The 26,141-nt window shown below is 71.4% G+C and carries 21 protein-coding genes; 6 read left to right on the plus strand and 15 right to left on the minus strand.

The window, feature by feature from the left end:
- Positions 1 to 10 precede the first annotated feature (10 nt).
- Positions 11 to 1,399: a class II fumarate hydratase gene (locus AB0M88_RS04060; protein WP_364095041.1), complete on the minus strand. Its 1,389-nt coding sequence runs from the start codon at positions 1,397 to 1,399 to the stop codon at positions 11 to 13.
- Between the two features lie 133 nt (positions 1,400 to 1,532).
- Between AB0M88_RS04060 and AB0M88_RS04065 the strand changes: the two genes are divergently transcribed.
- Entirely contained in the window at positions 1,533 to 2,045 is a 513-nt protein-coding gene (locus tag AB0M88_RS04065; protein ID WP_364095044.1) for a hypothetical protein, read from the plus strand.
- Here the strand turns inward: AB0M88_RS04065 and AB0M88_RS04070 are convergent.
- The 7 genes from AB0M88_RS04070 to AB0M88_RS04100 all read right to left on the minus strand — a co-directional run bounded on the left by AB0M88_RS04070 (position 1,991) and on the right by AB0M88_RS04100 (position 13,055).
- Positions 1,991 to 4,810, minus strand: coding sequence for a BTAD domain-containing putative transcriptional regulator (locus AB0M88_RS04070; protein ID WP_364095298.1), 2,820 nt, complete (start codon positions 4,808 to 4,810; stop codon positions 1,991 to 1,993). The two genes, AB0M88_RS04065 and AB0M88_RS04070, sit on opposite strands and share 55 nt — an antisense overlap.
- On the minus strand, positions 4,726 to 4,956 hold the full coding sequence (locus tag AB0M88_RS04075; protein ID WP_364095301.1) for a winged helix-turn-helix domain-containing protein: 231 nt from the start codon (positions 4,954 to 4,956) through the stop codon (positions 4,726 to 4,728). Before AB0M88_RS04075 ends, AB0M88_RS04070 begins: the two co-directional genes overlap by 85 nt.
- Positions 4,953 to 7,829, minus strand: coding sequence for a BTAD domain-containing putative transcriptional regulator (locus AB0M88_RS04080; RefSeq protein WP_364095047.1), 2,877 nt, complete (start codon positions 7,827 to 7,829; stop codon positions 4,953 to 4,955). Before AB0M88_RS04080 ends, AB0M88_RS04075 begins: the two co-directional genes overlap by 4 nt.
- Before the next feature lie 315 nt (positions 7,830 to 8,144).
- Complete coding sequence (locus AB0M88_RS04085; protein WP_364095050.1) at positions 8,145 to 9,320, minus strand: Fic/DOC family N-terminal domain-containing protein; 1,176 nt, start codon at positions 9,318 to 9,320, stop codon at positions 8,145 to 8,147.
- A 149-nt stretch (positions 9,321 to 9,469) separates the two neighbouring features.
- Positions 9,470 to 11,137 carry a fumarate hydratase gene (locus AB0M88_RS04090; protein ID WP_364095053.1) on the minus strand — a complete coding sequence of 556 codons (1,668 nt, stop codon included), beginning with the start codon at positions 11,135 to 11,137 and terminating at the stop codon, positions 9,470 to 9,472.
- Between the two features lie 70 nt (positions 11,138 to 11,207).
- The gene (locus AB0M88_RS04095) at positions 11,208 to 12,506 is read right to left on the minus strand and encodes a PQQ-binding-like beta-propeller repeat protein (RefSeq protein WP_364095055.1); all 1,299 of its coding nucleotides are present in this window, start codon (positions 12,504 to 12,506) and stop codon (positions 11,208 to 11,210) included.
- Positions 12,507 to 12,569: 63 nt separating this feature from the next.
- Complete coding sequence (locus tag AB0M88_RS04100) at positions 12,570 to 13,055, minus strand: Lrp/AsnC family transcriptional regulator (RefSeq protein ID WP_364095058.1); 486 nt, start codon at positions 13,053 to 13,055, stop codon at positions 12,570 to 12,572.
- A 145-nt stretch (positions 13,056 to 13,200) separates the two neighbouring features.
- On the opposite strand from AB0M88_RS04100, the gene hppD reads away from it, so the two are divergent.
- From hppD to hisC, 3 genes are all read left to right on the plus strand, one after another.
- Positions 13,201 to 14,319 (plus strand): 4-hydroxyphenylpyruvate dioxygenase, encoded by a 1,119-nt coding sequence (gene hppD / locus AB0M88_RS04105; protein ID WP_364095304.1) that lies wholly within the window; start codon positions 13,201 to 13,203, stop codon positions 14,317 to 14,319.
- Between the two features lie 153 nt (positions 14,320 to 14,472).
- Complete coding sequence (locus tag AB0M88_RS04110) at positions 14,473 to 15,705, plus strand: RDD family protein (RefSeq protein ID WP_364095060.1); 1,233 nt, start codon at positions 14,473 to 14,475, stop codon at positions 15,703 to 15,705.
- The gene (gene hisC / locus AB0M88_RS04115) at positions 15,702 to 16,790 is read left to right on the plus strand and encodes a histidinol-phosphate transaminase (protein ID WP_364095063.1); all 1,089 of its coding nucleotides are present in this window, start codon (positions 15,702 to 15,704) and stop codon (positions 16,788 to 16,790) included. The genes AB0M88_RS04110 and hisC overlap by 4 nt, the downstream gene beginning before the upstream one ends.
- A gap of 15 nt (positions 16,791 to 16,805) precedes the next feature.
- Here hisC and AB0M88_RS04120 read toward each other — a convergent pair whose 3' ends face one another.
- Entirely contained in the window at positions 16,806 to 18,029 is a 1,224-nt protein-coding gene (locus tag AB0M88_RS04120) for an MFS transporter (RefSeq protein ID WP_364095065.1), read from the minus strand.
- Positions 18,030 to 18,080: 51 nt separating this feature from the next.
- Between AB0M88_RS04120 and AB0M88_RS04125 the strand changes: the two genes are divergently transcribed.
- Positions 18,081 to 19,187 carry an ROK family protein gene (locus AB0M88_RS04125; RefSeq protein WP_364095068.1) on the plus strand — a complete coding sequence of 369 codons (1,107 nt, stop codon included), beginning with the start codon at positions 18,081 to 18,083 and terminating at the stop codon, positions 19,185 to 19,187.
- Here the strand turns inward: AB0M88_RS04125 and AB0M88_RS04130 are convergent.
- The 5 genes from AB0M88_RS04130 to AB0M88_RS04150 all read right to left on the minus strand — a co-directional run bounded on the left by AB0M88_RS04130 (position 19,174) and on the right by AB0M88_RS04150 (position 23,634).
- Entirely contained in the window at positions 19,174 to 19,971 is a 798-nt protein-coding gene (locus AB0M88_RS04130) for an SMP-30/gluconolactonase/LRE family protein (protein ID WP_364095071.1), read from the minus strand. The genes AB0M88_RS04125 and AB0M88_RS04130 overlap by 14 nt on opposite strands.
- 190 nt (positions 19,972 to 20,161) lie before the next feature.
- Positions 20,162 to 21,211 (minus strand): PQQ-binding-like beta-propeller repeat protein, encoded by a 1,050-nt coding sequence (locus AB0M88_RS04135; RefSeq protein WP_364095073.1) that lies wholly within the window; start codon positions 21,209 to 21,211, stop codon positions 20,162 to 20,164.
- Positions 21,212 to 21,226: 15 nt separating this feature from the next.
- Positions 21,227 to 21,670, minus strand: a complete 444-nt coding sequence (locus AB0M88_RS04140) for an SRPBCC family protein (RefSeq protein ID WP_364095076.1) — start codon at positions 21,668 to 21,670, stop codon at positions 21,227 to 21,229.
- Between the two features lie 15 nt (positions 21,671 to 21,685).
- Positions 21,686 to 22,792 carry a fumarylacetoacetate hydrolase family protein gene (locus tag AB0M88_RS04145; protein WP_364095078.1) on the minus strand — a complete coding sequence of 369 codons (1,107 nt, stop codon included), beginning with the start codon at positions 22,790 to 22,792 and terminating at the stop codon, positions 21,686 to 21,688.
- Positions 22,789 to 23,634: a hypothetical protein gene (locus AB0M88_RS04150; RefSeq protein ID WP_364095081.1), complete on the minus strand. Its 846-nt coding sequence runs from the start codon at positions 23,632 to 23,634 to the stop codon at positions 22,789 to 22,791. The genes AB0M88_RS04145 and AB0M88_RS04150 overlap by 4 nt, the downstream gene beginning before the upstream one ends.
- Before the next feature lie 80 nt (positions 23,635 to 23,714).
- Between AB0M88_RS04150 and AB0M88_RS04155 the strand changes: the two genes are divergently transcribed.
- Positions 23,715 to 24,869 (plus strand): homogentisate 1,2-dioxygenase, encoded by a 1,155-nt coding sequence (locus tag AB0M88_RS04155; RefSeq protein ID WP_364095307.1) that lies wholly within the window; start codon positions 23,715 to 23,717, stop codon positions 24,867 to 24,869.
- A 39-nt stretch (positions 24,870 to 24,908) separates the two neighbouring features.
- Here AB0M88_RS04155 and AB0M88_RS04160 read toward each other — a convergent pair whose 3' ends face one another.
- Positions 24,909 to 26,123, minus strand: a complete 1,215-nt coding sequence (locus AB0M88_RS04160; protein WP_364095084.1) for a chitosanase — start codon at positions 26,121 to 26,123, stop codon at positions 24,909 to 24,911.
- Positions 26,124 to 26,141 lie beyond the last annotated feature (18 nt).

A 26,141-nucleotide genomic window follows, 5' to 3' on the forward strand; every position in this document is an offset into this window, starting at 1 on the left:
CCGACCTGGGTCAGGGGCGGGTCATGCGGAGCACGTCGAGGGCCTCGTCCAACTGTTCCTCGGTGAGCGTGCCGTTGGCGACGTGGCCGCGCTCGATCACGACCTCGCGGATGCTCTGCCCACCGGCCAGTGCCGCCTTGGCGATCGCGGCCGCCTCGTCGTAGCCGAGGAAGCGGTTGAGCGGGGTGACGATCGACGGCGATCCCTCCGCGTACGCCCGGGCGACCTCCACGTTCGGCGCGAGGCCCTCGATGCACCGGTCGGCGAGCAGCCGGGCCGCGTTGGCCAGCAGCCGGATCGATTCGAGCAGGTTGCGGGCCATCACCGGCAGCATCACGTTGAGTTCGAAGTCGCCCTGGGTGCCGGCGAACGCGACCGTGGCGTCGTTGCCGATGACCTGGGCCGCGACCTGGCGGACCGCCTCGGGCACGACCGGGTTCACCTTGCCCGGCATGATCGACGAGCCGGGCTGGAGGTCGGGCAGGCGCAGTTCGCGCAGGCCGGCCCGAGGTCCGGAGCCCATCCAGCGTATGTCGTTGACGATCTTGTAGAGGCCGACCGCGATCGTGCGGAGCTGGCCCGACGTCTCGACCAGCGCGTCGCGCGCGCCCTGGGCCTCGAAGTGGTTGCGCGCCTCGGTCAGCGGCAGGCCGGTCACCGAGCGCAGCTTGTCGATCACCGCCGAGGCGAACCCGGGCGGGGTGTTCACGCCGGTGCCGACCGCGGTGCCGCCGAGCGGCAGTTCGGCCAGCCGGGGCAGCACCGACTCGAGCCGCTCGATGCCGTTGGTGACCTGCTGCGCGTACCCGGAGAACTCCTGACCCAGGGTGACCGGGGTCGCGTCCATGAGGTGGGTCCGGCCGCTCTTGACGACCTCCGCCCAGGCTGAGGCTTTCGCGCCCAGCGCGGAGGCCAGGTGATCGAGCGCGGGCATCAGATCGCCGGTCACCGCCGCCGCGGCGGCCAGGTGGATCGAGGACGGGAAGACGTCGTTGCTCGACTGCGACGCGTTGACGTGGTCGTTGGGGTGAACCGGCCGGCCCAGCTCCCGGGCGGCCAGGGTGGCGATGACCTCGTTGGCGTTCATGTTCGACGAGGTGCCCGAGCCGGTCTGGAACACGTCGATCGGGAACTGGTCGTCGTAGCCGCCGTCCGCGACGTGGGCGGCCGCGGTCGCGATCGCCTCCGCGAGATCCTGGTCGAGCACGCCGAGTGAGGCGTTGACTGAAGCGGCCGCGCCCTTGATCTGGGCCAGCGCCCGGATGTGGGCCGGCTCGAGGCCGCGCCCGGAAATCGGGAAGTTTTCCACCGCTCGCTGTGTCTGCGCCCGCCAGAGGGCGTCGGCCGGCACGCGGACCTCGCCCATGGTGTCCCGCTCGACCCGGAATTCAGAAGTCACGGTGCCATCCTCCCTCCTTTTCGGCGACACAAAAGGGGCGGACCGGTATTGCGATGATCACGCACGGTTGGACGAGCCGGGTCGCGGAACGTACCGTCGGGCGGGTTTGGACCCCGACGACGAAGGATCCCTCATGCGACGCGCCCTGCTGGTCGTGCTCGCCGGCAGCCTCCTGCTGCCGGTGGCCGCCTGCGACAACGCGAAGAAGAGCACCGCGGCTCCGGCCGTCTCCGTCGCACCCCCGGAAACTCTCCCCACGCTGCCCGACTACACGGTCGACACCCAGATGGTCTGCACCCAGCTGCAGTCCGTCTACAGCGGTGAGCTGCGCCAGTTCGGCACCGCGATGGGCAAGCTGGTCTCGCTCAAGGAGGCCAAGCAGACCGCCGACGCCGAGAAGGCGGAGACCGACGCGGCCACCAAGCTCAAGGCCGCCGGCGCCAAGATCCGCGAGGACACGGCCACCGCCAAGGACCCCGACTTCCAGGCGGCCGGCGAGACCTCGGCGGCCAAGTTCGAGCAGAGCGCGACCGACCGGAAGTATTTCGATCGGGTGAAAACGCTCAAGGACCTCAACAGCACGCTGCAGCCTCAGATGGCGCAGTGGTTGACCCCGGTCTCGTCCTTCTGCGAGTCGACCTCCTGAAGCCGCGCCGCGGCCTCGTATCGCTCGGGCACCCGTAACCGGGTGAAGATCTCCGCCGCGGCCGTCCAGTGCGCCCGGGCCGTCTCCGCGTCGGTCGCGCAGTCGCCCAGGCCCAGGTGGGCCCGGGCGACCTCGTACGGCTGGGAAGCTCCCTGCGCCATCTGAAGGGCCCGCCCGAAGTCGGCCTCGGCGCGGGCCCGGTCCCCGGCCGCCCACCGGGCCCGGGCCAGCGTGTTGAGCGCCTGGGCGTAGATGCGGTGGTCGTCGAGCCGGTCGAAGGTCTCCAGCCCCCGCTCGACCTGGTCGATCGCCTCGGCGTGGCGGCCCAGGGAGCTCAGCACGTCGCCGAGCTCGGAATGCGCCTCGGCCTCGACCTGGCCCATCCGCTGGCGTACGGACAGCCGCAGCACCACCCGGTAGGCTCGCTCGGCCGCCCGGTCGGAGATCCGGCCGGCCCGCCGCCGGATCAGGATCAGGTGGAAGAGGCTGTAAACCGCGCCGCTGCGGTCCGCGCGGTCGATCATCGACATCAGCCGCCGGCGCTGCAGGATGAGGGCCTCCTCGTGCCGGCCGAGCCGGGACATCAGCAGCGACCGGCTGTCCAGATGGCTGCTGACCGCCTGGGCGTCGCCGGTCGTCTCGGCCAGCCGCAGCGCCTCCAGCGAGACCTCGGTCGCCTCGGCGAACCGGCTGGTCGTGCTGTAGATGCCGACCAGGTTGCTGAGCGAGTAGGCGAGCGCGACCGGGTTGCCGAGCCGCCGGCGCAGCCGGATCGACTCCTGGAGCAGGGCGAGGGCGTCGTCGTACTGGGCCCGGCGGAAGTGGACCGAGCCGAGGTAGTTGGCGCTGATCGCCTGGCCGAGCTCGTCCCCCAGCCGGCGGGCGATCGCCCCGGCGGTGGTGAACAGCGCCCGGACGTCGTCGTTGTATCCGTCGCCGAACAGCTGCCGCCAGGCGGCCCGGCCCAGCTGCCAGGAGTATTCCGGCCGGCCCGCGTCGACCGCCGCCGCGACCAGGGAACCGAGGTAGGGACGCATTCGCTCGAGCCGGGCCGGTGGTTGGGCGATGGCGGCGACCAGGGTGGCCGCGGGAAGGCCGGGCACGCCGAGCTCGCGCATCATCGGCCGGCGGACCGGCTCGGGCACGGTGGCCAGGGCGGCGCCCAGCTCGAGGTCGAGCAGCCTCCCCAGCGCGGCCCGTCGCCCGCCGGTGGGCAGCTCGGCGGCGAGGGCCGACGCATATTCGTGGAGCAGGTCGTGCATCCGGAAGACGTCCGGCTCCGGCTCCTCGACCAGGTGCACGTCGACCAGATCGTCGAGCAGCTCCCCGGCCTCGCCGGCCGGCAGATCGGCGAGCGCGGCCACCGCGGGGACGTCGAACAACCGGCCCGGGTGCACGCCGAGCAGCCGGAACACCCGCTGGGCCGGCTGCGGCAGCTGGCCGAAGGAGAGCGCGAACGCCCCGGCCACCGTGCGGTCCTCGGCCGCCAGCTCGGGCAACGCGGCGTCGCCGACCCGCTTGACCAGATCGGCGACCTGCCAGCGCGGGCGGTGCGCGAGCCGAGCCCCGGCCAGCCGGATCGCGAGCGGCAGCCCACCGCAGCGCCCGACCAGATCGGCCGCCGCGCCCGGCTCGGCGAACACCCGGTCGCCGGCGATCCGCGCCAGCAACTCGACTGCCTCCGCCTCGTCGAGCACCGGCAGCGATTCCGGATGCGCGCCGTCCAGCCCGAGCAGCCGCCGCCGGCTGGTCACCAGCACCAGCGAACCGGGCGACGCCGGCAGCAGGTCGACGACCTGCCCGCTCGACGCGGCGTTGTCCAGGATCACCAGCGCCCTCCGCCGGGCCATCTCGGCGCGCCACAGGTGGACGCGCCCGTCCGAGTCGGCCGGCACCTCGTCGGCGCCGATGCCGAGCCGGCGCAGCAGCACCAGCAGGGCGCCCGCCGGGTCGAGCGGCTCCCGCTCGCTGTGCCCGTGCAGATCGATGTAGAGATGCGCGTCCGGGTAGCGTTCGCCCAGCTCGGCGGCCACATGCAGGGCGAGCGTCGTCTTGCCGCTGCCGGCCATGCCGTCGAGGGCGATCACGGCCGGTCCGCCTGCGGCGGCCCGCGCCGCTATCCGGGAGATCAGGTCGGTGCGGCCGGTGAAGTCGGCGACCGTACGCGGCAGGCTCCGCACCGGCCTCACCACTCGGGGTGGCGGCGCCGCCTCGCCGGCCAGCACCCGCCGGTGCAGCTCCTGCAGCGCCGGCCCCGGCTCGAGCCCCAGCTCCCCGCGCAGGGTCGACCGGACCCGTCGGAACTCGGCCAAGGCGTCGCCGGTCCGGCCCGCCCCGGCCAGCGCCCGGATCAGCTGGCCGCGCAGCCGTTCGCGCAGCGGAAACCGCTCGACGAGGTCGGTCAGTGGCCCGATCAGATCGCGTTCGTGCCCGGCCGCCAGTTCAAGCTCGGCCCAGTCCTCCAGCGCGGCGCCGCGCGCCTCGTCCAGGGCCACGGCCGCCCGGCGTACGGTCTCGCTCTCGATCCCGGAGAGCGCGTCGCCCCGCCAAAGATCGAGCCCCCGGCGCAGCAGCACCGCGTCGCCGTCACGGCGACCGGCCGCCGCCAGGCGGGCGAAGACCAGCGAGTCGAGATCATCCGGACCGATGGTGATCCGATAGCCGGCCGGGTCGCTCGCGATCAGCCCGGTGGCAGGGCCCGGCGCAGGCGCGAGACGCAGGTCTGCAGCTGGCCTCGCGCGGTGGCCGGTGGGTTGTCGCCCCAGACCGCTTCGATCAACGCTCCGGCCGGCACCACCCGGCCGGCCTGCAACAACAGCGCGGCCAGCACAACGCGGTCGCGGGAGGCCGTGACCGCGACCGGCCGGCCGTCCACAGTGACCGAAAGCGGCCCGAGGATGCGGAACCTCATGGCGCCGCCAGCCGGGCGGCCGCGACGTGCCGCTCCGGCACCTCGAGCCGGGTGAAGATCTCGACCGCGGCGAGCCAGTGCGACCGGGCCACCTCCGGATCGGTCGCGCAGTCGCCCAGGCCGAGGTGCGAGCGGGCGATCTCGGAGGGCTGGGAGACCGTCCGGGCGAGCTCGCCGGCCCGCCGGTGCAACTCGGCCGCGGCCACCGGGTCGCCGCCCTCGCGCCGGACAACGCCCAGCGTGTTGAACGCACGAGCCCGGAAGCGCACCTCTTCGGACTGGTCGAACATCTCCAGGGCCTGTTCGATCTGGTCGGCCGCGTCGGCGAAGCGGCCCCGCTCGCGCAGCACGTCGCCCAGCTCGGCCCGGGCCTCGGCGGCGACCTCCGGGTATTGGATCCGGATCGCCTGGCGCAGGATGATCCGCAACGCCCGCTCGGCGGCCGGCGGCGCGATCCGGCCGGCCCGCCGCCGGATCGTGATCAGGTTGAGCAGGCAGTGCACGATGTCGGTCTCGTCCTTGGCCCCGAGCCTGGCGCGCAGCCGCCGGCCCTGCAGACGCAGCGCCTCATCGAAGAACCCGAGCCGGTTCAGGCTCATCGCGCGGGAGTCCAGCCGCATCATCACGGCGTGCTCGTCGCCGGCGTGCTCGGCCAGCCGCAGCGCCTCCGCGGAGGTCGCCGCCGCCTCGACGAACCGGTCGGTGGCCGAATAGATCGCGCCCAGGTTGCCGAGCGAGAACGACAGGGGGACCGGGTCGCCGAGCGTCCGCCGGATCCGGATCGCCTCCTGCACCAGCGCCAGCGCGTCGTCGAACTGGGCCCGCCGGAAGTAGATCGACGCGAGATAGTTGGCGCAGGTCGCCTCCGCGGCACCGTTGCCGACGCGGCGCGCCTCGATCTGGGCCCGGGTGAACATCTCCCGGACCTCGTCGCCGTAGCCCAGAGTGGACAGTCGCCACCAGGCCGCCCGGGCGAACTGCCACGAATATTCGGACCGGCCGGCCGCGATCGCGGCCGTGATCAGCGCACCGAGGTAGAGGCGGCCGCGCTCCAGCCGGGCGCCCGGGTCGGCCACCGTCTCGGCCAGTTCGGCGCCGGGCAGCCCGGGCAGGCTCAACTCACGAAGGACCGATCGGAGCCGGGGCGCGGCGAGGGTACGCAGCGCCGCCCCCAGTTCGAGGTCGAGCAGCCGGTGCAGGGCCGACCGCCGCTCGTCCGGCGGCAGCTCGGCGGCGAGAGCCGACGCGTATTCGTGGAGCAGGTCGTGCATCCGGAAGACGTCCGGCTCCGGCTCCTCGACCAGGTGCACGTCGATCAGGTCGTCGAGCAGGTCGCGCGCCTCGTCCGGCGGCCGGCCGGTCAGGGCGGCCACCGCCGGGATGTCGAAGAGCCGGCCGGGATGCACACCGAGCAGCCGGAACGCCCGCCGCATCGGCTCCGGCAGCTGGCCGAAGGAGAGCGCGAACGCCCCGGCCACCGTACGGCTCTCGGCCGCCAGCTCGGGCAGCGCCGCGTCGCCGAACCGCTTGACCAGATCGGCGACCTGCCAGCGCGGCCGGTGCGCGAGCCGGGCCCCGGCCAGCCGGATCGCCAGCGGCAGCCCACCGCAGCGCCCGACCAGATCGGCCGCCGCGCCCGGCTCGGCGAACACCCGGTCGCCCGCGATCCGCGCCAGCAGCGCGACCGACTCGGCCTCGTCGAGCACCGGCAGCGACTCCGGGTGCACGCCGTCCAGCCCGAGCAACCGCCGCCGGCTGGTCACCAGCACCAGCGCCTCAGGCGAGGCCGGCAGCAGGTCGAGAATCTGGGCGCTGGACGCGGCGTTGTCGAGGATCAGCAGTGCCCGGCGCCCGGCCAGCTCGCCGCGCCACAGGTCGATCCGCTCGTCGAGCGACTCCGGCACCCGGTCGGCGGCGACGCCGAGCCGGCGCAGCAGCACCAGCAGGGCGGCCGCCGGGTCGAGGGGCGCGCGCTCGCTGTGCCCGTGCAGGTCGACGTAGAGGTGGGCGTCCGGGTAGCGGTCACCGAGCCGGGACGCCAGGTGCAGGGCCAGGGTGGTCTTGCCGCTGCCGGGCATGCCGTCCAGCGCCAGCACGGCCGGGCCGCCGGCGGCGACCCGGCGCAGCAGGCGGTCGATCAGCTCCTCGCGGCCGGTGAAGTCGGCGACCGTACGCGGAAGGCTCCGCACCACCGGCCGCTCGGACGTCGCGGCCGGCCCGGCTCCGCCGGACAGCAGCAGTTGATAGAGCTCCTGCAACGGCCGCCCCGGCTCGATGCCCAGCTCGTCGAGCAACTGGTCGCGGGCCAGCCGGAACTCGGCCAGCGCCTCCCCGGTGCGGCCGGCCGCGGCCAGCGCCCGCATCAGCTGACCGCGCAGGCGCTCGCGCAGCGGGAACCGCTTGGCCAGGTCGGTGAGCGGCCCGACCAGGTCGCGCTGGTGGCCGGCCGCCAGCTCGAGCTCGGCCCAGTCCTCGAGCGCCGCCTCGTGCTGCTCGTCCAGGGACGCGGCGGCACGGCGTACGGTCTCGCTCTCGACGCCGGAGAGCGCGTCGCCCCGCCAAAGATCGAGTGCCTCGCGCAACGGCGCGGGATCGCCGTCGCGGCGACCGGCCGCCGCGAGGCGGGCGAAAACCACCGAGTCCACATCGTCCGGACCGATATTGATCTGATATCCGGCCGGGTCGCTGCCGATCGTCTGAAACGGCAGAATCCTGCGCAAGCGCGAAATGCAATTCTGCAGTTGGCCCCGCGCCGTGGCCAGCGGTTCCTCACCCCACACGGCCTCGATCAGCGTGTCGACGCTCAGCACCCGCCCCGGGCTGAGCAGCAGCATGGCAAGGACGACCCGATCACGGGCCGCAGTGATGACCACGCTTTGTCCGTCGACAGTGACCGACAGTGGTCCGAGGATGCGAAACCGCATGACGCCCCCGAGATACCTGGCAGAACCGCCAGCCTAGTCCGGTCGGCGAGAGCGGGACGAGAGCCAATTGATAGCGGCGCCGGGCACGATAAACGAGCCGGCACGGTCCGCGGATTCGCCCCTGGCGGTCCGAGCCGGCTACGGGGATGGACTGGCTCGCCCGCGCCCCCAGATCGCGGGCGAGCCTGTTCGAACCGGGCCTTCGCGGGGCGGCCTCGACCGCCGGCCAATCGACCGGACCGGATGTCTCAGCCGGGACCGGACTCAGGCGGCGTTGATGATGTTCAAGACCCTTCGTGCCGCAAATACGCGCCCGTACTTGCGGCCGGTACGTTCCTCCAGGATGCCGAGCTTCACGAGACGTCTGATCGCCGTGTTCGCAGCCTGATAGGAGACCCCATATCTTTCGGCGGTAGGCGTGGCCGTGATCAATGGATACCCGAACAGGTCCTCGACGATCCGCACGGCCACACCGCGGACGTCGGCTTCGAGCAACTGGGCCAGCGCCTCATCTCGCCAGTCGTGCAACGCGTCGATCTTCTCCACGCCGCGTACCGCCTGCGCGCGCACCGCCTCCGAGAAGAAACGGATCCAAGGTTCGAAGTCGCCGGTAGCACTGACGGCGAGCAGGTGGTCCTGATACTGGCGCCTTCTGGCTTCGAGCCAGGGCGAAAGATTCAGCACCGGCACGCGCAGTTCGCCTCGATGGGCCAGCTGCAGAACGCACACGAGGCGGCCGAGGCGGCCGTTGCCGTCGTTGAAGGGGTGCAGCGTCTCGAACTGGTAGTGACCGAGGGCCATCTTGATCACCAATTGGATCGAGTCTTCGGCCATGAGCCATGAGGCCCAGTCGTCGATGCCGGCACGCAACTGATCGCCCGGCGGCGACGGCACAAACCGTGCGTCGTTCACCCGACCACCGCCCCCGCCGATGAACACCTGGGTTGTCCGGATCCGACCGGCGTCGTGCGAATCTCCGCGGGTGCCCCGAACAACCATCTTCTGCAGCTGCTCGAGCATCCCGACCGTGACAGGCTTGTCCTTGATCCACTCGAACGCGAGCTCCGCGGCCTCGACGTAGTTGTGGACTTCCGCTACCGACGCAGTGAGCTGGTCGCGGTGGAGAAAGTCAGCCTCGAGTACGTCATCGAGCGCCGCATAGGTGCCTTCGAGCGCCGACGTGCTGACGGCTTCCTGCCGGATCGCAGGCCGTGCGAGCAGCCCGGGGTTGGGAAGCCGGAAAGCAGCCTGGTCGAGACGGGCGACCGCCACCGCCGCGTCGGTCACCGCCAGGTACGTCTCCTGCCCGAGGTCAAGCCTGGTCGGCAGCGGATCAGGTATGAAGGCCGAGCAGTCGTAACTCTCGTGGAACCGGGGATCCCATCCGGTGATCCGGACAAGTGATCCCACAGGTGACGATCGGAACGTAGCGTCATCCATGATTTAAAGTAAACCACGGAAAACTTGAAAATCGGACCCGACTTTTCAAGCCTGGATGGCATAGCCGAGCCCGGATTCCAAGTTTGCTGGGCGTAACTTGAAATTACGCCGCTGAAATTCAACCACCGTGCGTGAGGCGATTCACCGAGTCAGGGGCGGGCGCCGATCCGCAGGACGCTCTTCGGGCGGGTGACCTCGGCGAAGAAGTCGTTGCCCTTGTCGTCGACGACGATGAACGCCGGGAAGTCCTCGACCTCGATTTTCCAGACCGCTTCCATGCCCAGCTCGGGGTATTCGAGGACCTCGACGTGCCGGATGCAGTCCTGGGCCAGCCGGGCCGCCGGGCCGCCGATCGAGCCGAGGTAGAACCCGCCGTACGCGTTGCAGGCCTGGGTCACCTGGGCCGAGCGGTTGCCCTTGGCCAGCATGACCAGCGAGCCGCCCGCGGCCTGGAACTTCTCGACGTACGAGTCCATCCGCCCGGCCGTGGTCGGGCCGAACGAGCCGGACGCGTAGCCCTCCGGGGTTTTCGCCGGGCCGGCGTAGTAGACCGCGTGGTCCTTCAGGTATTGCGGCATCGGTTCGCCCGCGGCCAGCCGCTCGGCGATCTTGGCGTGGGCGATGTCGCGGGCCACCACCAGTGGGCCGGTCAGCGACAGCCGGGTCTTGACCGGGTATTGCGAGAGCTCGGCCCGGATCTCGGCCATCGGACGGTTGAGGTCGACCTTGACCACCGGGCCCTCGTCGAGTTCGACGTCGGGCAGGAAGCGGGCCGGGTCGGTTTCGAGCCGTTCGAGCCAGACGCCGGACGGCGTGATCTTGGCGAGGGCCTGCCGGTCGGCCGAGCAGGAGACCGCGATCGCGACCGGGCACGAGGCGCCGTGCCGGGGCAGGCGGATCACGCGGACGTCGTGGCAGAAGTAACGCCCGCCGAACTGGGCGCCGATGCCGAAGTCGCGGGTCAGTTCGAGGACCGCCGCCTCCAGCTCGACGTCGCGGAAGCCGTGCGCCGACATGGTGCCGTGGCGGGGCAGGTTGTCGAGGTATTTGGCGCTGGCCAGCTTGGCCGTCTTCAGCGCGTATTCGCCGCTGGTGCCGCCGATGACCACGGCCAGGTGGTAGGGCGGGCAGGCCGAGGTGCCGATCAGGCGGAGCTTCTCGTCCAGGAATTCCATCATGCGCGCCGGGTTGAGCAGCGCCTTGGTCTCCTGATAGAGGTACGACTTGTTGGCCGAGCCGCCGCCCTTGGCCATGTAGAGGAACTTGTAGGCATCGGGTTGGCCGCCCGGGTCTTCGGCGTAGAGCTCGATCTGGGCCGGCAGGTTGGAGCCGGTGTTGCGCTCGTCCCACATGGTGAGCGGCGCGAGCTGCGAGTAGCGCAGGTTGAGCCGGGTGTAGGCCTGGTAGACGCCCTGCGCGATGGCTTCTTCGTCGGTGCCGTCGGTCAGCACGTGCCGGCCGCGCTTGCCCATCACGATCGCGGTGCCGGTGTCCTGGCACATCGGGAGCACCCCGCCGGCCGCGATGTTCGCGTTGCGCAGCAGGTCGAGGGCGACGAACCGGTCGTTCGCCGAGGCCCTCGGGTCGTCGATGATCGATCGCAGCTGGGTCAGGTGGGCCGGCCGCAGGTAGTGCGCGATGTCGTGCATCGCCTCGGCGGTGAGCTGGGTGATCGCGGCCGGGTCGACGGTCAGGAACTGCCGTCCGCCGGGCCCGCTGACCACGTCCACGCCCTCGTCCGTGACCAGACGGTACTCGGTCAGGTCGTCGCCGAGCGGCAACAGCGGCGAGTACGAGAATGCGGCGCCTCTGCTCATGAGCGGAAAGCCTAGGCCAGCCGCCAGGCGAACTGCGAACCACTCCCGCGTTGGCCGGATACCAGTTCGGTTAACGGAACGGTAGGTACGCCATGTCGCGCCCGGAAACGACGATCAGACCGGCGGTGCCGACGGTGAAGACCTTGGCGTCGGTCTTGATATCGACCAGCACCGATCCGCTGCGCGGATCGAGCGCCACCACCCGGCTCGGCTTGGCGGTGACGACGATCGACGCGTACGGGGTGACGGCCGCCGAGACGTTCGCTCCGACGGCCCGCCGCCAGGCCGTTCCCCCGGTCGAGAAGGACATCGCGCGCACGCTCCCGTGGTCGGCGCTGCGGATCAGGGCGTACGCGTCGTTGACCGAGAGCACGTTCTCGCCCTTGTCACCGTGCCAGAGGACCCGGCCGTCGTGGGCCGCGATCAGCTCCTCCCGGCCGACCGGGTCGACCCCGAGCACCACGTCCTGCCCGCCGGCCGGATCGCGGTCCTGCTTGCATCCCGACCCGTTCCCGGCGGTCCTCAGGTTGAGACCGTCGCGTTTCCAGATCGTCTGCCCGCCCGGTGGGTCGATGGCGACGACGCCGTAGTAGCAGGTGCCGTCCCCGGCCGTACCCGTGACCGTGAGCACCCGCCCGCCGACCACCACCACCTTCTGCCCGGCACCCGGGGTGACCGTTTCGGAGACCTTGCCCGTCGCGGTGTTGATCACCCGGACCTTGCCGTCGTCGGGCAGGCCGATCAGTCCGGGCATCTCGCCCCGCCCGGCCACGTCGTCGTCGATGCTCTTGCCGGTGAGCTGCCTGGTGTCGGGCAGGTCGGGGTTGGCGGCGTCGAGCACGAAGCCGATTCCGCCGGTGCTCACCTGCCATCGCGGCTGGGTGCCGTTGGGCGACCACGCGGTGAGCGTGCAGTCGCTGCCTTTGGCGCAGGCCAGGTCGAGGATCGCGTCCTGGTAGGTCCAGACCGCGGTGGCCGAGGTGTCGGCCCGTTTGACGGCGCCGCTGCGCGGGTCGAGCACCTGGTAGCCCTTGGTCAGCAGGCGGCCGGTGACGACCACGGCCTCGCTGCCCTGGCCGGCCACGGAGGCCCAGTCGGCGTCGGATTTCCAGAGCTGCACCCCGGCGCCGAGGCCGTAGGCCTCGACCGAGGTCCGGTACGAGACGATCACGGCGTCGTCGGCGATCTGCACCTTCTGCGGGCTGCCGCCGATCCGCTGTTGCCACTGCGACGCTCCGGCGGCGATCGGGCTGCTGGTGTTGAACCAGTTCCACAGCTTGGGCCAGGGATTCCAGGTGTGGGTGGTGGCCAGCACGATCAGAATGATCACGACGGCGAGCAAGTAGGACTTCCACCTGCCCTGGGCCATGTGGAGCAAGGTAGCCAGGTCGCCGGGCCGAGCGAAGGATCTTCATATGCCCGTGTCGATCGCTTATGTCTGGGATGCCGCTTTGACCAGTGGCAGCGTGCGGTACGGAATCAGCTCGGCCAGGGCGATGATCGTCGACGCCCGGACGATGCCCCCGTAGCCCACGATCTGATCGATCACCCGCTGGAGGTCGGCGTTCGAGCGGGCCACGATGCGGCACAACAGGTCGCCGCTGCCGGTGATCGTGTGCGCCTCGAGCACCTCCGGGATGTCGGCGAGGTGCCGGGCGACCTTGACGTGCCCGTAGCGCTGGCTGATCTCCAGCGTCACGAAGCTCATCACCCCGAAGCCGATCACGGCCGGGGAGACCTCGGGGCCGAAGCCCAGGATCGCGCCCCGCGCGATCAGCTTGTCGAGCCGGGCCTGAACGGTCCCGCGCGCCACGGCGAGACGCCGCGACAATTCCAGTACGCCGATCCTCGGTTCCGTTCTCAGCAGTTGCAGGAGCCGTGCATCGAGGTCGTCGAGCTGGACAGATTGCTCAGTCATTCTCCCGTTCTACCGGACGAATTGCGCAGGCTGACCATCTTTTCAGCCAACTGTTGCCCAGCGCAGGATCGACGACGAGCCTCAGTCCATGACGCAGAGCCTCCGAGGCGGCTTCGCCGCACTGCAAGACGAAAACCCGGCGAAGATGGAAAGCGCCACCGAGACCGTCGACGTCTTCCCGGTCAAGGGCGTCGACTACCTGCAGTTCCTGGTGGGCAACGCGAAACAGGCGGCCCACTACTACTCGACCGCGTTCGGCATGACCTGCGTGGCTTACCGCGGTCCCGAACAGGGCTATCGCGACCAGGCCGAATATGTGCTGGTCAGCGGCTCCGCCCGCTTCCTGATCACCGGGGCCGTGCACGCCGGGGCCTTCGGCGCTGATCACGTGACCGCGCACAGCGACGGCATCTACGACATCGCCATCGAGGTCCCGGACGTCGACGCGGCGTTCAAGCACGCGGTCTCCACCGGCGCCCGCGGGGTGACCGAGCCGCACGATCTGACCGATTCGCACGGCACGGTGCGCATCGCGGCCATCGCCACGTACGGCGACACGATCCACTCGCTGGTCGACCGGTCCCGCTACGACGGGCCGTTCCTGCCCGGCTTCGTGACCCGCGACCCGATCGTGGCCCCGCCTTCGAAACGCTATTTCCAGGCGGTCGACCACGTGGTCGGCAACGTCGAGCTCGGCAAGATGGACGAGTGGGTCGAGTTCTACGGCCGGGTCATGGGCTTCACCAACATGGCCGAGTTCATCGGCGACGACATCGCCACCGACTACTCGGCCCTGATGTCCAAGGTCGTCGCGGACGGCCACCGCAAGGTCAAGTTCCCGCTGAACGAGCCGGCGGTGTCCAAGCGCAAGTCGCAGATCGACGAATACCTGGAGTTCTACGGCGGCCCCGGCGCGCAGCACATCGCGATCGCCACCAACGACATCCTCCGCAGCGTGGACGCCATGCGCGCGGCCGGCGTCGAGTTCCTCGACACACCCGACTCCTACTACGACGACCCGTCGCTCCGGGCCCGCATCGGGCAGGTCCGGGTGCCGATCGAGGAGCTCAAGAGGCGCGCGATCCTGGTCGACCGGGACGAGGACGGCTACCTCCTGCAGATCTTCACCAAGCCGGTGCAGGACCGGCCGACCGTGTTCTTCGAGCTGATCGAGCGGCACGGGTCGCTCGGCTTCGGCAAGGGCAACTTCAAGGCACTCTTCGAGGCCATCGAGCGGGAGCAGGAGCTTCGCGGCAACCTGTAACACTGAGCACGTGATGCCACCACCTGGGTGCAACCTTCTTCCGACCGCGGCGTTCGTCCGGTTCGCGGCCCAGGTGGTGTTTCCCGGCGGCCGGATTCCGCGGCGAGCCCCGCAGGGCAAGGCCGCCCCGACCGTGGTCGTTAAGGTTTCCGCATGAGTTCGCTGCCCGCCGGTTGGTACAAGGACCCGGCCGACACCACGACCCAGCGCTACTGGGACGGTGAAGGCTGGCTGGGGAAAGCCATCCCCGCCGACGCGGTCCCGCCCGACGGGCCTCCCCCGGTCGAGGAGGAGCCGCCACCTTCGGAGGCCGCCGCGTCGATCTCCGGCGAGCCGGTGAAGCCGGGCTGGCCGGGCCAGCAGCTCCCTCCGGGCAATCCGCCCGGCTGGGGCACGCCGCCCGGTCCGCCGCCGGCCGGTTGGGGCACGCCCCCGGCCCAGCCCCCAGCCGGTTGGGGCACGCCCCCGGCCCAGCCCCCGGCCGGTTGGGGCACGCCCCCGGCCCAGCCCCCAGCCGGTTGGGGCACGCCCCCGGGCCAGCCCCCGGCTGGCTGGGGCACGCCTTCCGCTCAGACCCCACCCGGTCAGGTCCCGCCTGGTCAGCCGCCGACTGGATGGGGCACGCCTCCCGGTCAAGTTCCCCCGCCCGGCTGGGCACCTCCCGCTTACGGCCAGATGCCCCCTCCGGGCTGGGCACCCCCGCCCGGCTGGACCCCGCCGCCCGGCTGGCAGCCCCCGCCCGGCATGCGGATGGCCGCCTTCCCGTTCGCGGTGCAGGCGCGCCCGCACGGCTACGCGCTGGCCGGCCTCGGCCGCCGCCTCGTCGCCCGGCTGATCGACATCTTCGCCGTGCTGCTGCTCAACGTGGTCGTGAACGGCTACTTCGCATACCAGTGGTTCCAGGAGTTCCGCCCGATCTGGCACGACACGGTCAACCAGATGGCCAACGGGGGCAGCAGCCTCAACACCGAGCCCGCCACCCCCCGTATGAACGAGCTCACCTTGATCATGCTGGCCGTGGCGACCCTGCTCTGGCTGGCCTACGAGGCGCCCGCGATCGCCAGCCGCGGCCAGACCCTGGGCAAACGCATCATGCGCATCAAGGTCGTGGCGGTCGAGAGCACCGCGCCGCTCGGCTTCCACCGCGCGTGGAGGCGCTGGCTGCGCCTGGGCATCTGGACGCCGGCCTGGAGTTGTTTCGGCCTGGGCCTGCTCGCCCAACTCATCGACTCGCTGTCGCCGACGTTCGACCCGCTGCTGCGGCAGGCCTTCCACGACAAGGTCGCCGGCACGGTCGTCATCGAACTGCCGCCCGGCGGCGCACCCCCGGTCGACGTCACGACCGGTGCCGGCTCCACTTCTTCCTCATCGGAGGGACGATCATGACCCGCTTGACTCGCGCCGACCTGGACGGCCTGCCCAGCTACGTGCCCGGCCGCAGCCTCGCCGACCTGACCCGCGAACTGGGCATCGCCGAGGCGATCAAGCTGGCGAGCAACGAGGTCCCGTACGGCCCGCTCCCGGGCGTCGTCGAGGCGGTCACCGAGGTCATGCTGGGCTCGCACCGCTACCCCGACATGGGCGTGGTCGAACTGCGCGACGCGCTGGCCGACCGCCTGGGCGTCGCCGCCGACCGCATCGTCACCGGCTGCGGCTCGGTCGCCCTGGCCGAAACCCTGGTCAAGGCCACCTGCCTCCCCGGCGACGAGATCGTCTACGCCTGGCGCTCCTTCGAGGCCTACCCGATCGTGGCGGCCGGTGTCGGCGCGACCAGCGTCCGCATCCCCAACACCGCCGACCACGGCCACGACCTGGCCCGGATGGCCGACGCGATCACCGAGCGGACCCGCCTGGTGATCGTCTGCAACCCGAACAACCCGACCGGCACCGGCCTCCGCAAGGCCGAGATCGACCGCTTCCTGTCCCGCGTCCCGTCGGACGTCCTGGTCGTCCTCGACGAGGCCTACCGCGAGATGGTCACCGACCCCGACGTGCCGGACGCCATGCGCACGTACGCCCACCGCCCCAACGTGGTCGTCCTGCGCACGATGAGCAAGGCGTGGGGCCTGGCCGGGCTGCGCATGGGTTACCTGGTGGCGCAGCCCGAGGTGGCGGCCGCGATCCGCAAGGTCCTCACCCCGTTCTCGACCAGTCTGGTCGCCCAGGCCGCCGCCCTGGCCGCCCTGCGGCAGGAAGACGAGGTGAAGCGCCGCTGTGCCCTGGTCGTGGCCGAACGCGACCGGGTCACGGAGTCCCTGCGCAAGCTGGGCGTCGACGTCCCCGACTCGCAGGCCAACTTCGTCTGGCTCCCCCTGGGCGACGGCGCGGCCGCCTTCGGCACGGCGTGTGAGAACCGCGGCGTCATCGTCCGCGCCTTCCACCCGGACGGCGTGCGGGTCACGATCGGCACCCCGGCCGAGAACGACCAGTTCCTGGCCGCCGCCGAGGCCGCCCTGGAGCAGCCCGCCTGATACGACGGCCGAGGCCTAGGCCGACATGCCGGCCAGCTCAGCCTCCGCGCGATGATGATCTTCCGCGGTGAGGCGGGCCGGGAAGACCTGCCGGGCGAACACGACGGCCACGCACGCCACCAGAGCCAGCGAAGCGGTCAAGACCGGCAGCCAGCCCAGCCACCCCGCCCGCACGAAGCGCTCCCCCGCGAACGCCCCACTGCCGATCCCGACCTGGAAGGCCACGACGTACAGCGCCGACGCCGCGTCCCGGGCCCGCGGCGCGACCCGCAACACCGTCGCCTGCAGGCACGCCGGGATGGCGGTGAACGCGCCACCCCACAGCAATGTGCAGATCCACGTCGGCACCGCGCCGAGCCGGGGCGCCAGCAGGGCGACCGCCACCACCATCGTCGCCAGCACTCCGCTCAGGAGCACCCCCGGCCGCCGGTCGATGTGCCGTCCGATCAGGAAGTTGCTGACCAGCCCGGCCGCCCCGAACCCGAGCAGCAGGGCGCTCAGCGAAATGCCTTGCAGCCCGCCGTCCCGCAAAGCGAGCGGCGCCAGATATGTGTAAGCCGCGAAGTGTCCGACCACCATCACGGTGGTGATGCCACAGAGCAGCGCGACCTTGCGGTTGCCGAAGACCCGCACGGCCGAACGCAACGATTCCCCGGGCCGCGCCGCCAGGTCGTGGGGCAGAGGAGCCAGCGCCGGCAACACGCGCAGCAGGGCGAGCACGCTCAGGACCCCGCCCACCGCCATCGCCCCGACCGCGACGCGCCAGCCCAGCCACTGGCCCAACGCCGTACCCAGAGGAACGCCGAGCACGATGGCCAGCGAGTTGCCGATGAAGACCAGCGCCGTCGCCTTGCCGGACTGGCCGGGCGGCGCCAGCCGCGCGGCGACCGGCGCGAGCACCGACCAGAAGACGCCGTGGACGAGCGCGCAGACCAGCCGGGCCAGCACCAGGGTGAGGAAGGTCGGCGCGAACGTGGCGAGGCCCTGCGAGACCGCGAAGATCGCCACGGTGACCGCGATCAGCAGATGCCGGGGGACGCGCATGGTCAGCGCGGTGAGCGGGATCGTGCTGAGCCCGGCCACGACGGCATAGCTGGTGAGCAGCAACCCGACCGAGGCCTCGTCGACTTTGAGACCATGGGCGATCTGCGGCAGCAGACCGACCGGGAGTGTCTCGGCGGTGACGAAGAAGAAGGCGGAGACGCCGAGCACCGTCAGGGCCGGCCGGTTCAGGTGCATGCCCGCAGAATAAGCTCTGCTCCAGAGCAAAAAGAAGGGAACGAGGGAGCTGTGACGACGCGCTCAACCGAACTGCTCCGCGTCGCCCACGCCCATCCCGGGGTGACCAGGGCCGATGCGGCCCGGATGCTCGGGGTCGGCACCGGTGCGGCGACGGAGATCGTCGCACGGTTGACCGAGGCGGAGCTCCTGGCCGAGGCGCCGGCGGCGCGCAGCGGCGGGCGGGGCCGCCCGACGACCATGCTGGTTCCGCACCCCGACGGGCCGCTCGTGCTGGCCGCCGAGATCACCCAGGAGGTGTGGCGGGTCCAGGTGGTCGAGCTGGGCGGCAACGTCCTGGCCACCGCGGGCGAGGAACACGACGGCGCCGCGTGGGCCGAGGTCGCCGCGCCGCTCACCGCCGCGATCGGCGACTTCCGGGACCGGTACGCGGGCCGCCCGCGCGCGCTCGGCCTCTCCGCCCCGGGCACGGTCTCTCCCGGCCTGCGCCTCGACGCGGCCAACCTCAAGTGGCGCGACGTCGACCTGCGCACGCTGTGGCCCGGACTCTTCGTGGCCGGCAACGACGCCACGCTGGCCGCCTCGGCCGAGTCCCGCCGGGGCGCCGCCACCGGCGCCGCGGTCGCCCTGCACCTGCGCATCGAGGCCGGCCTCGGCGGCGCCGTCGTCGACCACGGTCAGGTGCTGGTCGGTGCCACCGGCGCGGCCGGCGAGTTCGGGCACATGCCGTTCGGCGACCCGGCGGTCGCCTGCCCGTGCGGCGCCCACGGCTGCTGGGGTACGGCGGTCGACGGCTCCGCCCTGGCCCGGCTCCTGGGCCGTCCGACCCCGCGCGACCAGGTCACCTTCGCCCGCCGCGCGATCACGTCGCCGACCGCCGAGGAGCGCCCGGCCGTCTCCGCGATCGCCCGCAACCTCGGCCGCGGCATCGCGGGCCTGGTCAACGGCGTCGATGCCGACCTCGTCACGCTCGGTGGCCTCGGCGTCGACCTGCTCAGGTCGGCCCCCGACGACCTGCGCGACGCCTATCTGGCCGGCCTGATGGCCTACCGCCGCGACGACCCGCCACCGATCGTCCCGGCCGCCCTGGGCGACGACGGCCCGATCGCCGGCGCGGCCGAGGAGGCCTGGTCGGCCCTGCTGGTCACGCTGGGCTGACCGCGTACAGCTTCCCGGTCCGCTTGGCGAACATCTGCCGGTCGGTGTAGTCGGCGGTGACCGCGTAGAGCGTCCCGTCGTCGGCGAGCGCACAGTCGAACGCCCCGTCGGCGAAGCCGACTTTCCGCACCACTTCGCCGCCCTCCCGCACCAGCACGCACTGGCGGTTGGGCACGTCGGCATACCAGAGGGCACCACTCGGATCGAGGCAGATGCCGTCGGGCGCCGAACCTTCGACCGCCGCCCAGACCCGCCGCCGGCTCAGCGAGCCATCCGCCCCGATGTCGTACGCGGTAAGCCGGCCCGCATGCGACTCCGCCACGATCAGCGTCGAGTCGTCCCCGGTGACCGCCATCCCGTTCGGAAACCGCAGCCCGTCCGCCACCGGCCGGACCACCCCGTCGGTTCCCACCACGGCGATGATCCCCGGCTGCTCCTCCCCGCCCGGAAAGTCGTAGCCGATGTTGTTGACGAAGAGGTTGCCCCGCGAGTCGGCCGCGACGTCGTTCCACGGATGCACCCCGTCGACCCCACTCAGGTCGGCCCACCGCTCCCCGCCGCGGGTGACAACCGCCTGCCGCCCCTCGACAACCAGCAACTCACCGCCGGGCGTCCACTCCAGACAGAACGGCAGCCCTTCGACCCGGCCCTGCACCTGAGCCTTCCCGTCGACGACCCGAACGACCTCCCCGGCACCCCAGTCGGAGAACCAGAGTTCGCCGTCATGCCAGCGAACCGACTCCCCCATCACGATCCCGCCCAGCACGACCTCAGGTTGTCCCATGCAGGCGAGATTACCGAGCTAGCGGCCGATCTTGCTCAGGCTTCCAGACCACGTCGTGAGCCGCTGGGTCTTGTACAACGCACGCTCGGGGAACTCGTTCGGTAGGCCGGTAGCCCCGCAGGTACCGAGCCTCGACGATCTCGCGCCACGTCATGGCCCGGCTGCCGGTCGGCTCAAGCCTGAGCAGCCGTCACAGCGCGGCGATGAGGACCGTCTCCGGGGTGAAGTAGTGGTCGGGGGCGTCGGCGTCGGCGGGGCCGTCGGCGGTCAGGCGCTCGATCGCCACGTAGCCGTCGGCGACGGCGGACAGGCCGGGCTTCCAGGTCAGTTTCTCGGTGCCCACGGCCAGCGGGAAGTCGACCGTCGCGCCGCCGCTCCGGGGATCGATCTCCCGCAGGTGGCGGCTCGCCGTCAGGACGATCGCGCGGTCGCGCCAAAAGCCCAGCACCTGGTCGCCCGGCGGGGGAACGAAGGCCGGCTCCCGCGCCGGCATCAGGGCGGTCGTCGTCCACGACCGGCCCGTCGAGTCGCGCATGCCGGGGCAGGCCGAGAGGGCCGGCCCGCAGGCGACCGGGGCGAACGTGCCCGGCGGCCACGACGCGACCGGGCGGCCGGTCGCGGTGTCGAGGGCGCTGGCCGGGCAGACGTACGCCCCTCCGGCCGTGACGAAACCCTGGGCGCACGCCGGCGCCGTCCAGAGGCGGGTGCCGGTGGCCGCCGCGTACGCGATCAGGCTGGATCCGGCCGTGACCAGCACCGATGAGGGGGTGACCCGGAGCCCGGCCGGCGCCCAGACGGTCGAGGCGCCGGTTTTGTGGCCGTCGAAGGCGGGCGCCGGCGGGCCGGAGGTCCGCCAGGCGATCTTGCCGGTGCGGGCGTCGATCGCGACGAGGTCGCCGTCCGACCAGCGGGTGACCACCGTGTGGCCGGTCGCCGCCACCCCGGAGACCTGTTGCGGCCAGCGCCGGTAGGACCAGACCGCGGTGTACGTCGTCTTCCCGTCGGCCGGCGCGTCGGCCCGCACCTCGCGCTCGGCGGCGTAGACGCGCACCAGCCCGTCGACGATCAGCGGCGCCATCGCGGTCTTTCCGGTCACGCCGGGTGTGTGCGCGGAGGGGGTTGTGAGGGGGCCGCTGACCGGGGCAAGGACCTCGGCCGGGCCCAGCACCCGCCAGCCGATCAGCGCCGCCGCCGCGGTCAGCACGACCACCAGCAGCGATCGCACCCACATCCGGCCCATTCGGAGCAGGGTAATTCAGGCCGCGTCGGCCAGATCGTCCAGGTCGCGGCGGAGGGCCGAGGAGGCCGTCTCGGCGGCCAGCGCGCCGAAGATCCAGGTCAGGAAGCGTCCGGCCGGTGCCGTCGGCGTGCCGTCCTGGGTGACCGTGACCAGCGTGCCGCCCCGGCGACGCTGGAACGTGTAGGTCATGCGGTAGTCGGCGCCGGTGCCGGGCGAGGTGACGACGAACCGTTCCGGTTCGACCGCCTCGATGACCCGGAACTCCTCGGTGACCGCGTCACCGCCGGCGGCCGTGCGCGTCTCGGCCCAGACCGTGCCGGCCCGGAAGGGCCCCGGTGTGCGCAGTTCGGCCCGCCGAACCGCGGTGAGCCAGCCGGCCCGCCCGGGCACGTCGGTGACCACGCGCCAGACCGCTTCGACCGGGGCGTCGATCGTCCGGGCCACCGCTACCGTCGACATAGCGTGACCCTATCGCTACGAGGCCGCCGGCCGGATGGTCCCGGTGACCGAACCCAGGCCGATTTCGACGCCGGCCGCGCCGATCGTGGTGCCGGCGATCGTGACCCGGTCGCCGTCGAGCAGGAAGCCGCGGGTGGTGCCGTCGGCCAGCTTGACCGGTTCGGTGCCGTTGCGGGTCAGCTCCAGGAACGATCCGACCTGGTCGCGGGACGAGCCGGAGACCGTGCCCGAGGCGTAGAGGTCGCCGGTCCGCACCGACGCGCCGTTGCTGGTCAGGTGGGCCAGCTGCTGGGCCGCGGTCCAGTACATCCCGGCGAACGGCGGCGACGACACGCGGGTGTCGTTCCAGTCGACGGTCAGCCGCAGGTCGAAGCCGGGGCCGGGCGGCATCAGGTAGTCGTGCGGCGGCGGATCTTGAGGCGCCGGGGCCGCCGGGGCGAGCGCGGCCAGCGGCACCACCCAGGGCGAGATCGAGGTGGCGAACGACTTGCCGAGGAACGGGCCGAGCGGCCGGTATTCGAATGCCTGGATGTCGCGTGCCGACCAGTCGTTGAGCAGCACCACGCCGAACACGTGGTCGGCGAAGTCGGTCGTGCGGATGTGGCGGCCGGGCACGCCGACCACGAAACCCACCTCGGCCTCGATGTCGAGCCGCTGCGAGGGGCCGAAGACGCCGTCGGCCAGCTGCCCGGACGGCCGTTCCACCGTGGTGCCGGAGACGATCACAGTGGCCGAGCGCCCGTGATAGCCGATCGGCAGCCGCCGCCAGCTGGGTGAGAGGCCGGGCGACTGCGGCCGCAGGATCTGGCCGACGTTGAGCGCGTGCTGTTCCGACGAATAGAAGTCGGTGTAGTCGGCGACCTCGAACGGCAGGTGCAGCCGCACCTCCTCGAGCGGCGTCCGCGCGGCCCCGGCGGTCACGTGGGCGGTCGCTTCGGCCCGCGCGGCGGTCCACGCCGGACGCCCGGCCGCGAGCAGCGGATTCAGGGTCTCGGCCGCGAGAAGACCGCCTAACGGCGAAAGATCAACAACATCGGACCCCAGCCGTACGCCGATCCGACGGGTCCCGTCGTCGCCGCTGAACACCCCGTAGGGCAGGTTTTCGATGCCGTACCGGCTCACTCGTAACCACCGTTGATCAGGCCGAGCCGCACCAGCTCGGTCAGCGGTTCCACGACGTTGGCCGCGCCGAAGCCGACGAAGAGCGGCCGCGAGCCGTCCCGTCGGCTGCGGGCCGGCTCGACCAGCGGCAGCGGATGGGTCGCGGCCAGGGCCTCGGCGACCTCGGCCACCTCGCCGCCGTCGCTCGCCAGCACCGCGCCGGCGAGCACGTTGAGGAAACCGTGATGGGTGAAGCCGGTCTCCGGGTCGGTGTGCCGGATCGCGTGGCGCATGCTCGCGGCCAGCCGGAACGGCAGCTCGCGATCGCGGCAGGCGCAGATCACGGCGGCCAGCTCGACCGGGGTCGGGAACAGCTCGGCGGCCAGCCCGCCGACCCGGAACTTGGGGGCGATCCGCAGGCCGTCACCGCGCGCCTCGGCGACCGCGTCGAGGGCGGCCAGCAGTCCCCAGCTGAGCGGGATCTCGGCGTACACCTGAAGGTCTTTGTCCTGCCCGGCGAGCGTGCGCAGCGCGGCGAGCCCGGGCTGCGGGTCTTCCCCCCGGCGGGCGACCGCTGCCTCGAGGTGGAAGACGACCGCGCCAGCCGCCCGCAGCTTCTCGACCGCGATCGGCAGCGCGCTGACCGCGAGGTCGCCGAGCAGGGCGACCGGCAGGTCCTGGGCGGGCGCCGCGGCGCCGATCGCCGAGGCCGGGACCAGCAGCGGACCGAGGAGTCCGGCGTACCAGGCGGTGCGGTGTTCGGCATGTTTGGCGTAGGCGTCGGGGAGGCTGGTGAAGCTGGGCGGGAGCAGGGATGCGTCATCCACCAGCCCGGCGAACAGCGTTGGTACCAGCGTTGACACGAACCTGAACCTAATGGACGCTTCGAATGACGGACAACCACGTCCGGTATGTCAGTTTTTTACTTAGGTGGGAGGCGACGATGCCGTACTACCGCAGCGTCGGGGAGGTGCCCCACAAACGGCACACCCAGTTCCGGCGTCCCGACGGGGGTCTCTATTCCGAGGAGCTGATGGGCCAGGAGGGCTTCTCCTCCGACTCCTCGCTGCTCTATCACCGGCACGCGCCGACCGCGATCGTCTCGGCCGACATCTACACGCCGGCCCCGCACAAGCAGTCGGCCAACCTGCCGCTCAAGCCGCGGCACCTGCGCACGCACAAGCTCGACCACGGCTCGTCCGACGCGGTTCTCGGGCGCCACCCGCTGCTCGCCAACAACGACGTACGCATCGGCTACGTCGTCGCCGACCAGCCGTCGCCGCTCTACCGCGACGCGATCGGCGACGAATGCCTCTACGTCGAAGAGGGCAGCGCGACCGTCGAGACGACGTTCGGCGCGCTGACCGTCGGCGCCGGCGACTACGTGATCATCCCGACCTCGGTCGTGCACCGGATCGTGCCCGACGGCCCGGTCCGCCTGCTGACCATCGAGGCGACCGGCCACATCGGACCCCCGAAGCGCTACCTCTCGGTGCGCGGCCAGTTCCTCGAGCACGCGCCCTATTGCGAGCGCGATCTCCGGGCGCCGTCGTCGGTGATCGACGTCGACGAAACCGACGTCGAGGTCTACGTGAAACACCGCGCCGGCTGGACCCGGCACGTCTATGCGCACCACCCGTTCGACGTGGTGGGCTGGGACGGCTGCCTCTACCCGTGGGCGTTCTCGATCCACGACTTCGAGCCGATCACCGGGCGCGTGCACCAGCCGCCGCCGGTGCACCAGACGTTCGAGGGGCCCAACTTCGTCGTCTGCTCGTTCGTACCGCGCAAGGTCGACTACCACCCGCTGGCGATCCCGGTGCCGTACAACCATCACAACGTCGACTCGGACGAGATGATGTTCTACACCGGCGGCAACTACGAGGCCCGCCGCGGCTCCGGCATCGAGCAGGGGTCGATCTCGCTGCACCCGTCCGGGTTCACGCACGGGCCCCAGCCGGGTGCCGTCGAGCGGGCGATCGGCGCCGAGGCATTCGACGAGCTGGCCGTCATGGTCGACACGTTCCGGCCGCTCGACCTGTGCGAGGCCGCGTTCGAGGTGGAGGACAGCGCGTACGCCTGGACCTGGAACCGCTGAAAGCGAAGGGGAGCCGGCAGGCCGGCTCCCCCGCGCTTTTTACCCGATGTGGTACGGGTCGCCGTAGGTCTTGAAGTCGAGCGGCGTGTTCAGGTCGAGGTTGCCGGCGTTGAGGAAGACGCGCTGCTCGGTGTCGACACGCGAGGTGTCGTCGTGAGCGGCCTCCTTCTTCATCTCGATCACCCGCTCGTTCAGGTACGCCTGCAGGTACGCGGTCTCGTTGCCGCCCTGGGACGGCGGCTTCGCGTCCTTGATCGCCCGAGCCCGGATCTGCTGCTCGCCCTCGAAGCCGTGCATGACCGCGGCGTCGTAGTACGCGAACTGGCCGAGCGCCCGCAGGCCGTCCGCCTTGGCCTGGTTGACCGCCGGCGTGAAGTAGGTGTCGTCGCGCTCTTTGTCCTGCGCGGCCTGGAACACCGGGTCGGCCGCGGCCGTCTTCCAGTCCTTGGTGAAGTTCGGGTCGAGGCCCGCGTGCGAGTCCGAGTTGTTGACCGCCTTCAGCGCCGTCAGGTATTTGGCCAGCACGTTGTTCGGCTCGGTCCTGGTGTACGCCTGCACCAGTTCCAGCATGTCGCCGGTGCCGGAGCAGAAGCCGATGATGCCGGCCGTGTAGCCGCGGCCGTCACCGATGTCCTCGATGTACTTGTACTGGGCTTTCCAGTCCAGCGACGAGTTCTCGGCCGCCGAGACGAGCTCCATGGCGACCTCCTTCTTCGCCGGGTCGGTGAGGTCCTTGCCGCTCGGGGCGGAGCTGGTCGGCGTGGTCGTGGGTGGCGTCGAGGTTCCCGACATGGTCCAAATCTGGTTGCTCGCGCCCGTGCATGTCCAGATCTGCAGCCGGGCGCCGTTGGCCGTGCTCTTGCCGGTGACGTCGAGGCACTTGCCCGAGCCCGAGTTGATCAGCTCGCCGCCGGAGAGGGTCCACTTCTGGGCGGCGGTGCCGTTGCAGTCGTACTGCTGAATCTTGGCCCCGTTGGCGACGGATGCGCTGGTCACGTCCAGGCACTTGCCCGAACCGGCATTGACCAGTGCACCGCCGGACAAACTCCACTGCTGGGCGGCCGAGCCGTTGCAGTCGTACAGCTGGATGGCGGCACCGTTGGCGGTCGAGGCGTTGGCGACGTCCACGCACTTGCCGCCGAGCCCGGTGATGGGGGCACCGGCGGCCGCGCTGGCCGGGAGCAGACCGTAGATCACGGCTGCTCCGGGGATGACCAGCCCGCCGACGGCATAGACGAAGGTTCTCTTGCGCATCAAGGCGCTCCTGTCTGG

Source organism: Actinoplanes sp. NPDC051411, from assembly GCF_040682075.1.
In the GTDB taxonomy this organism is placed as follows: domain Bacteria; phylum Actinomycetota; class Actinomycetes; order Mycobacteriales; family Micromonosporaceae; genus Actinoplanes.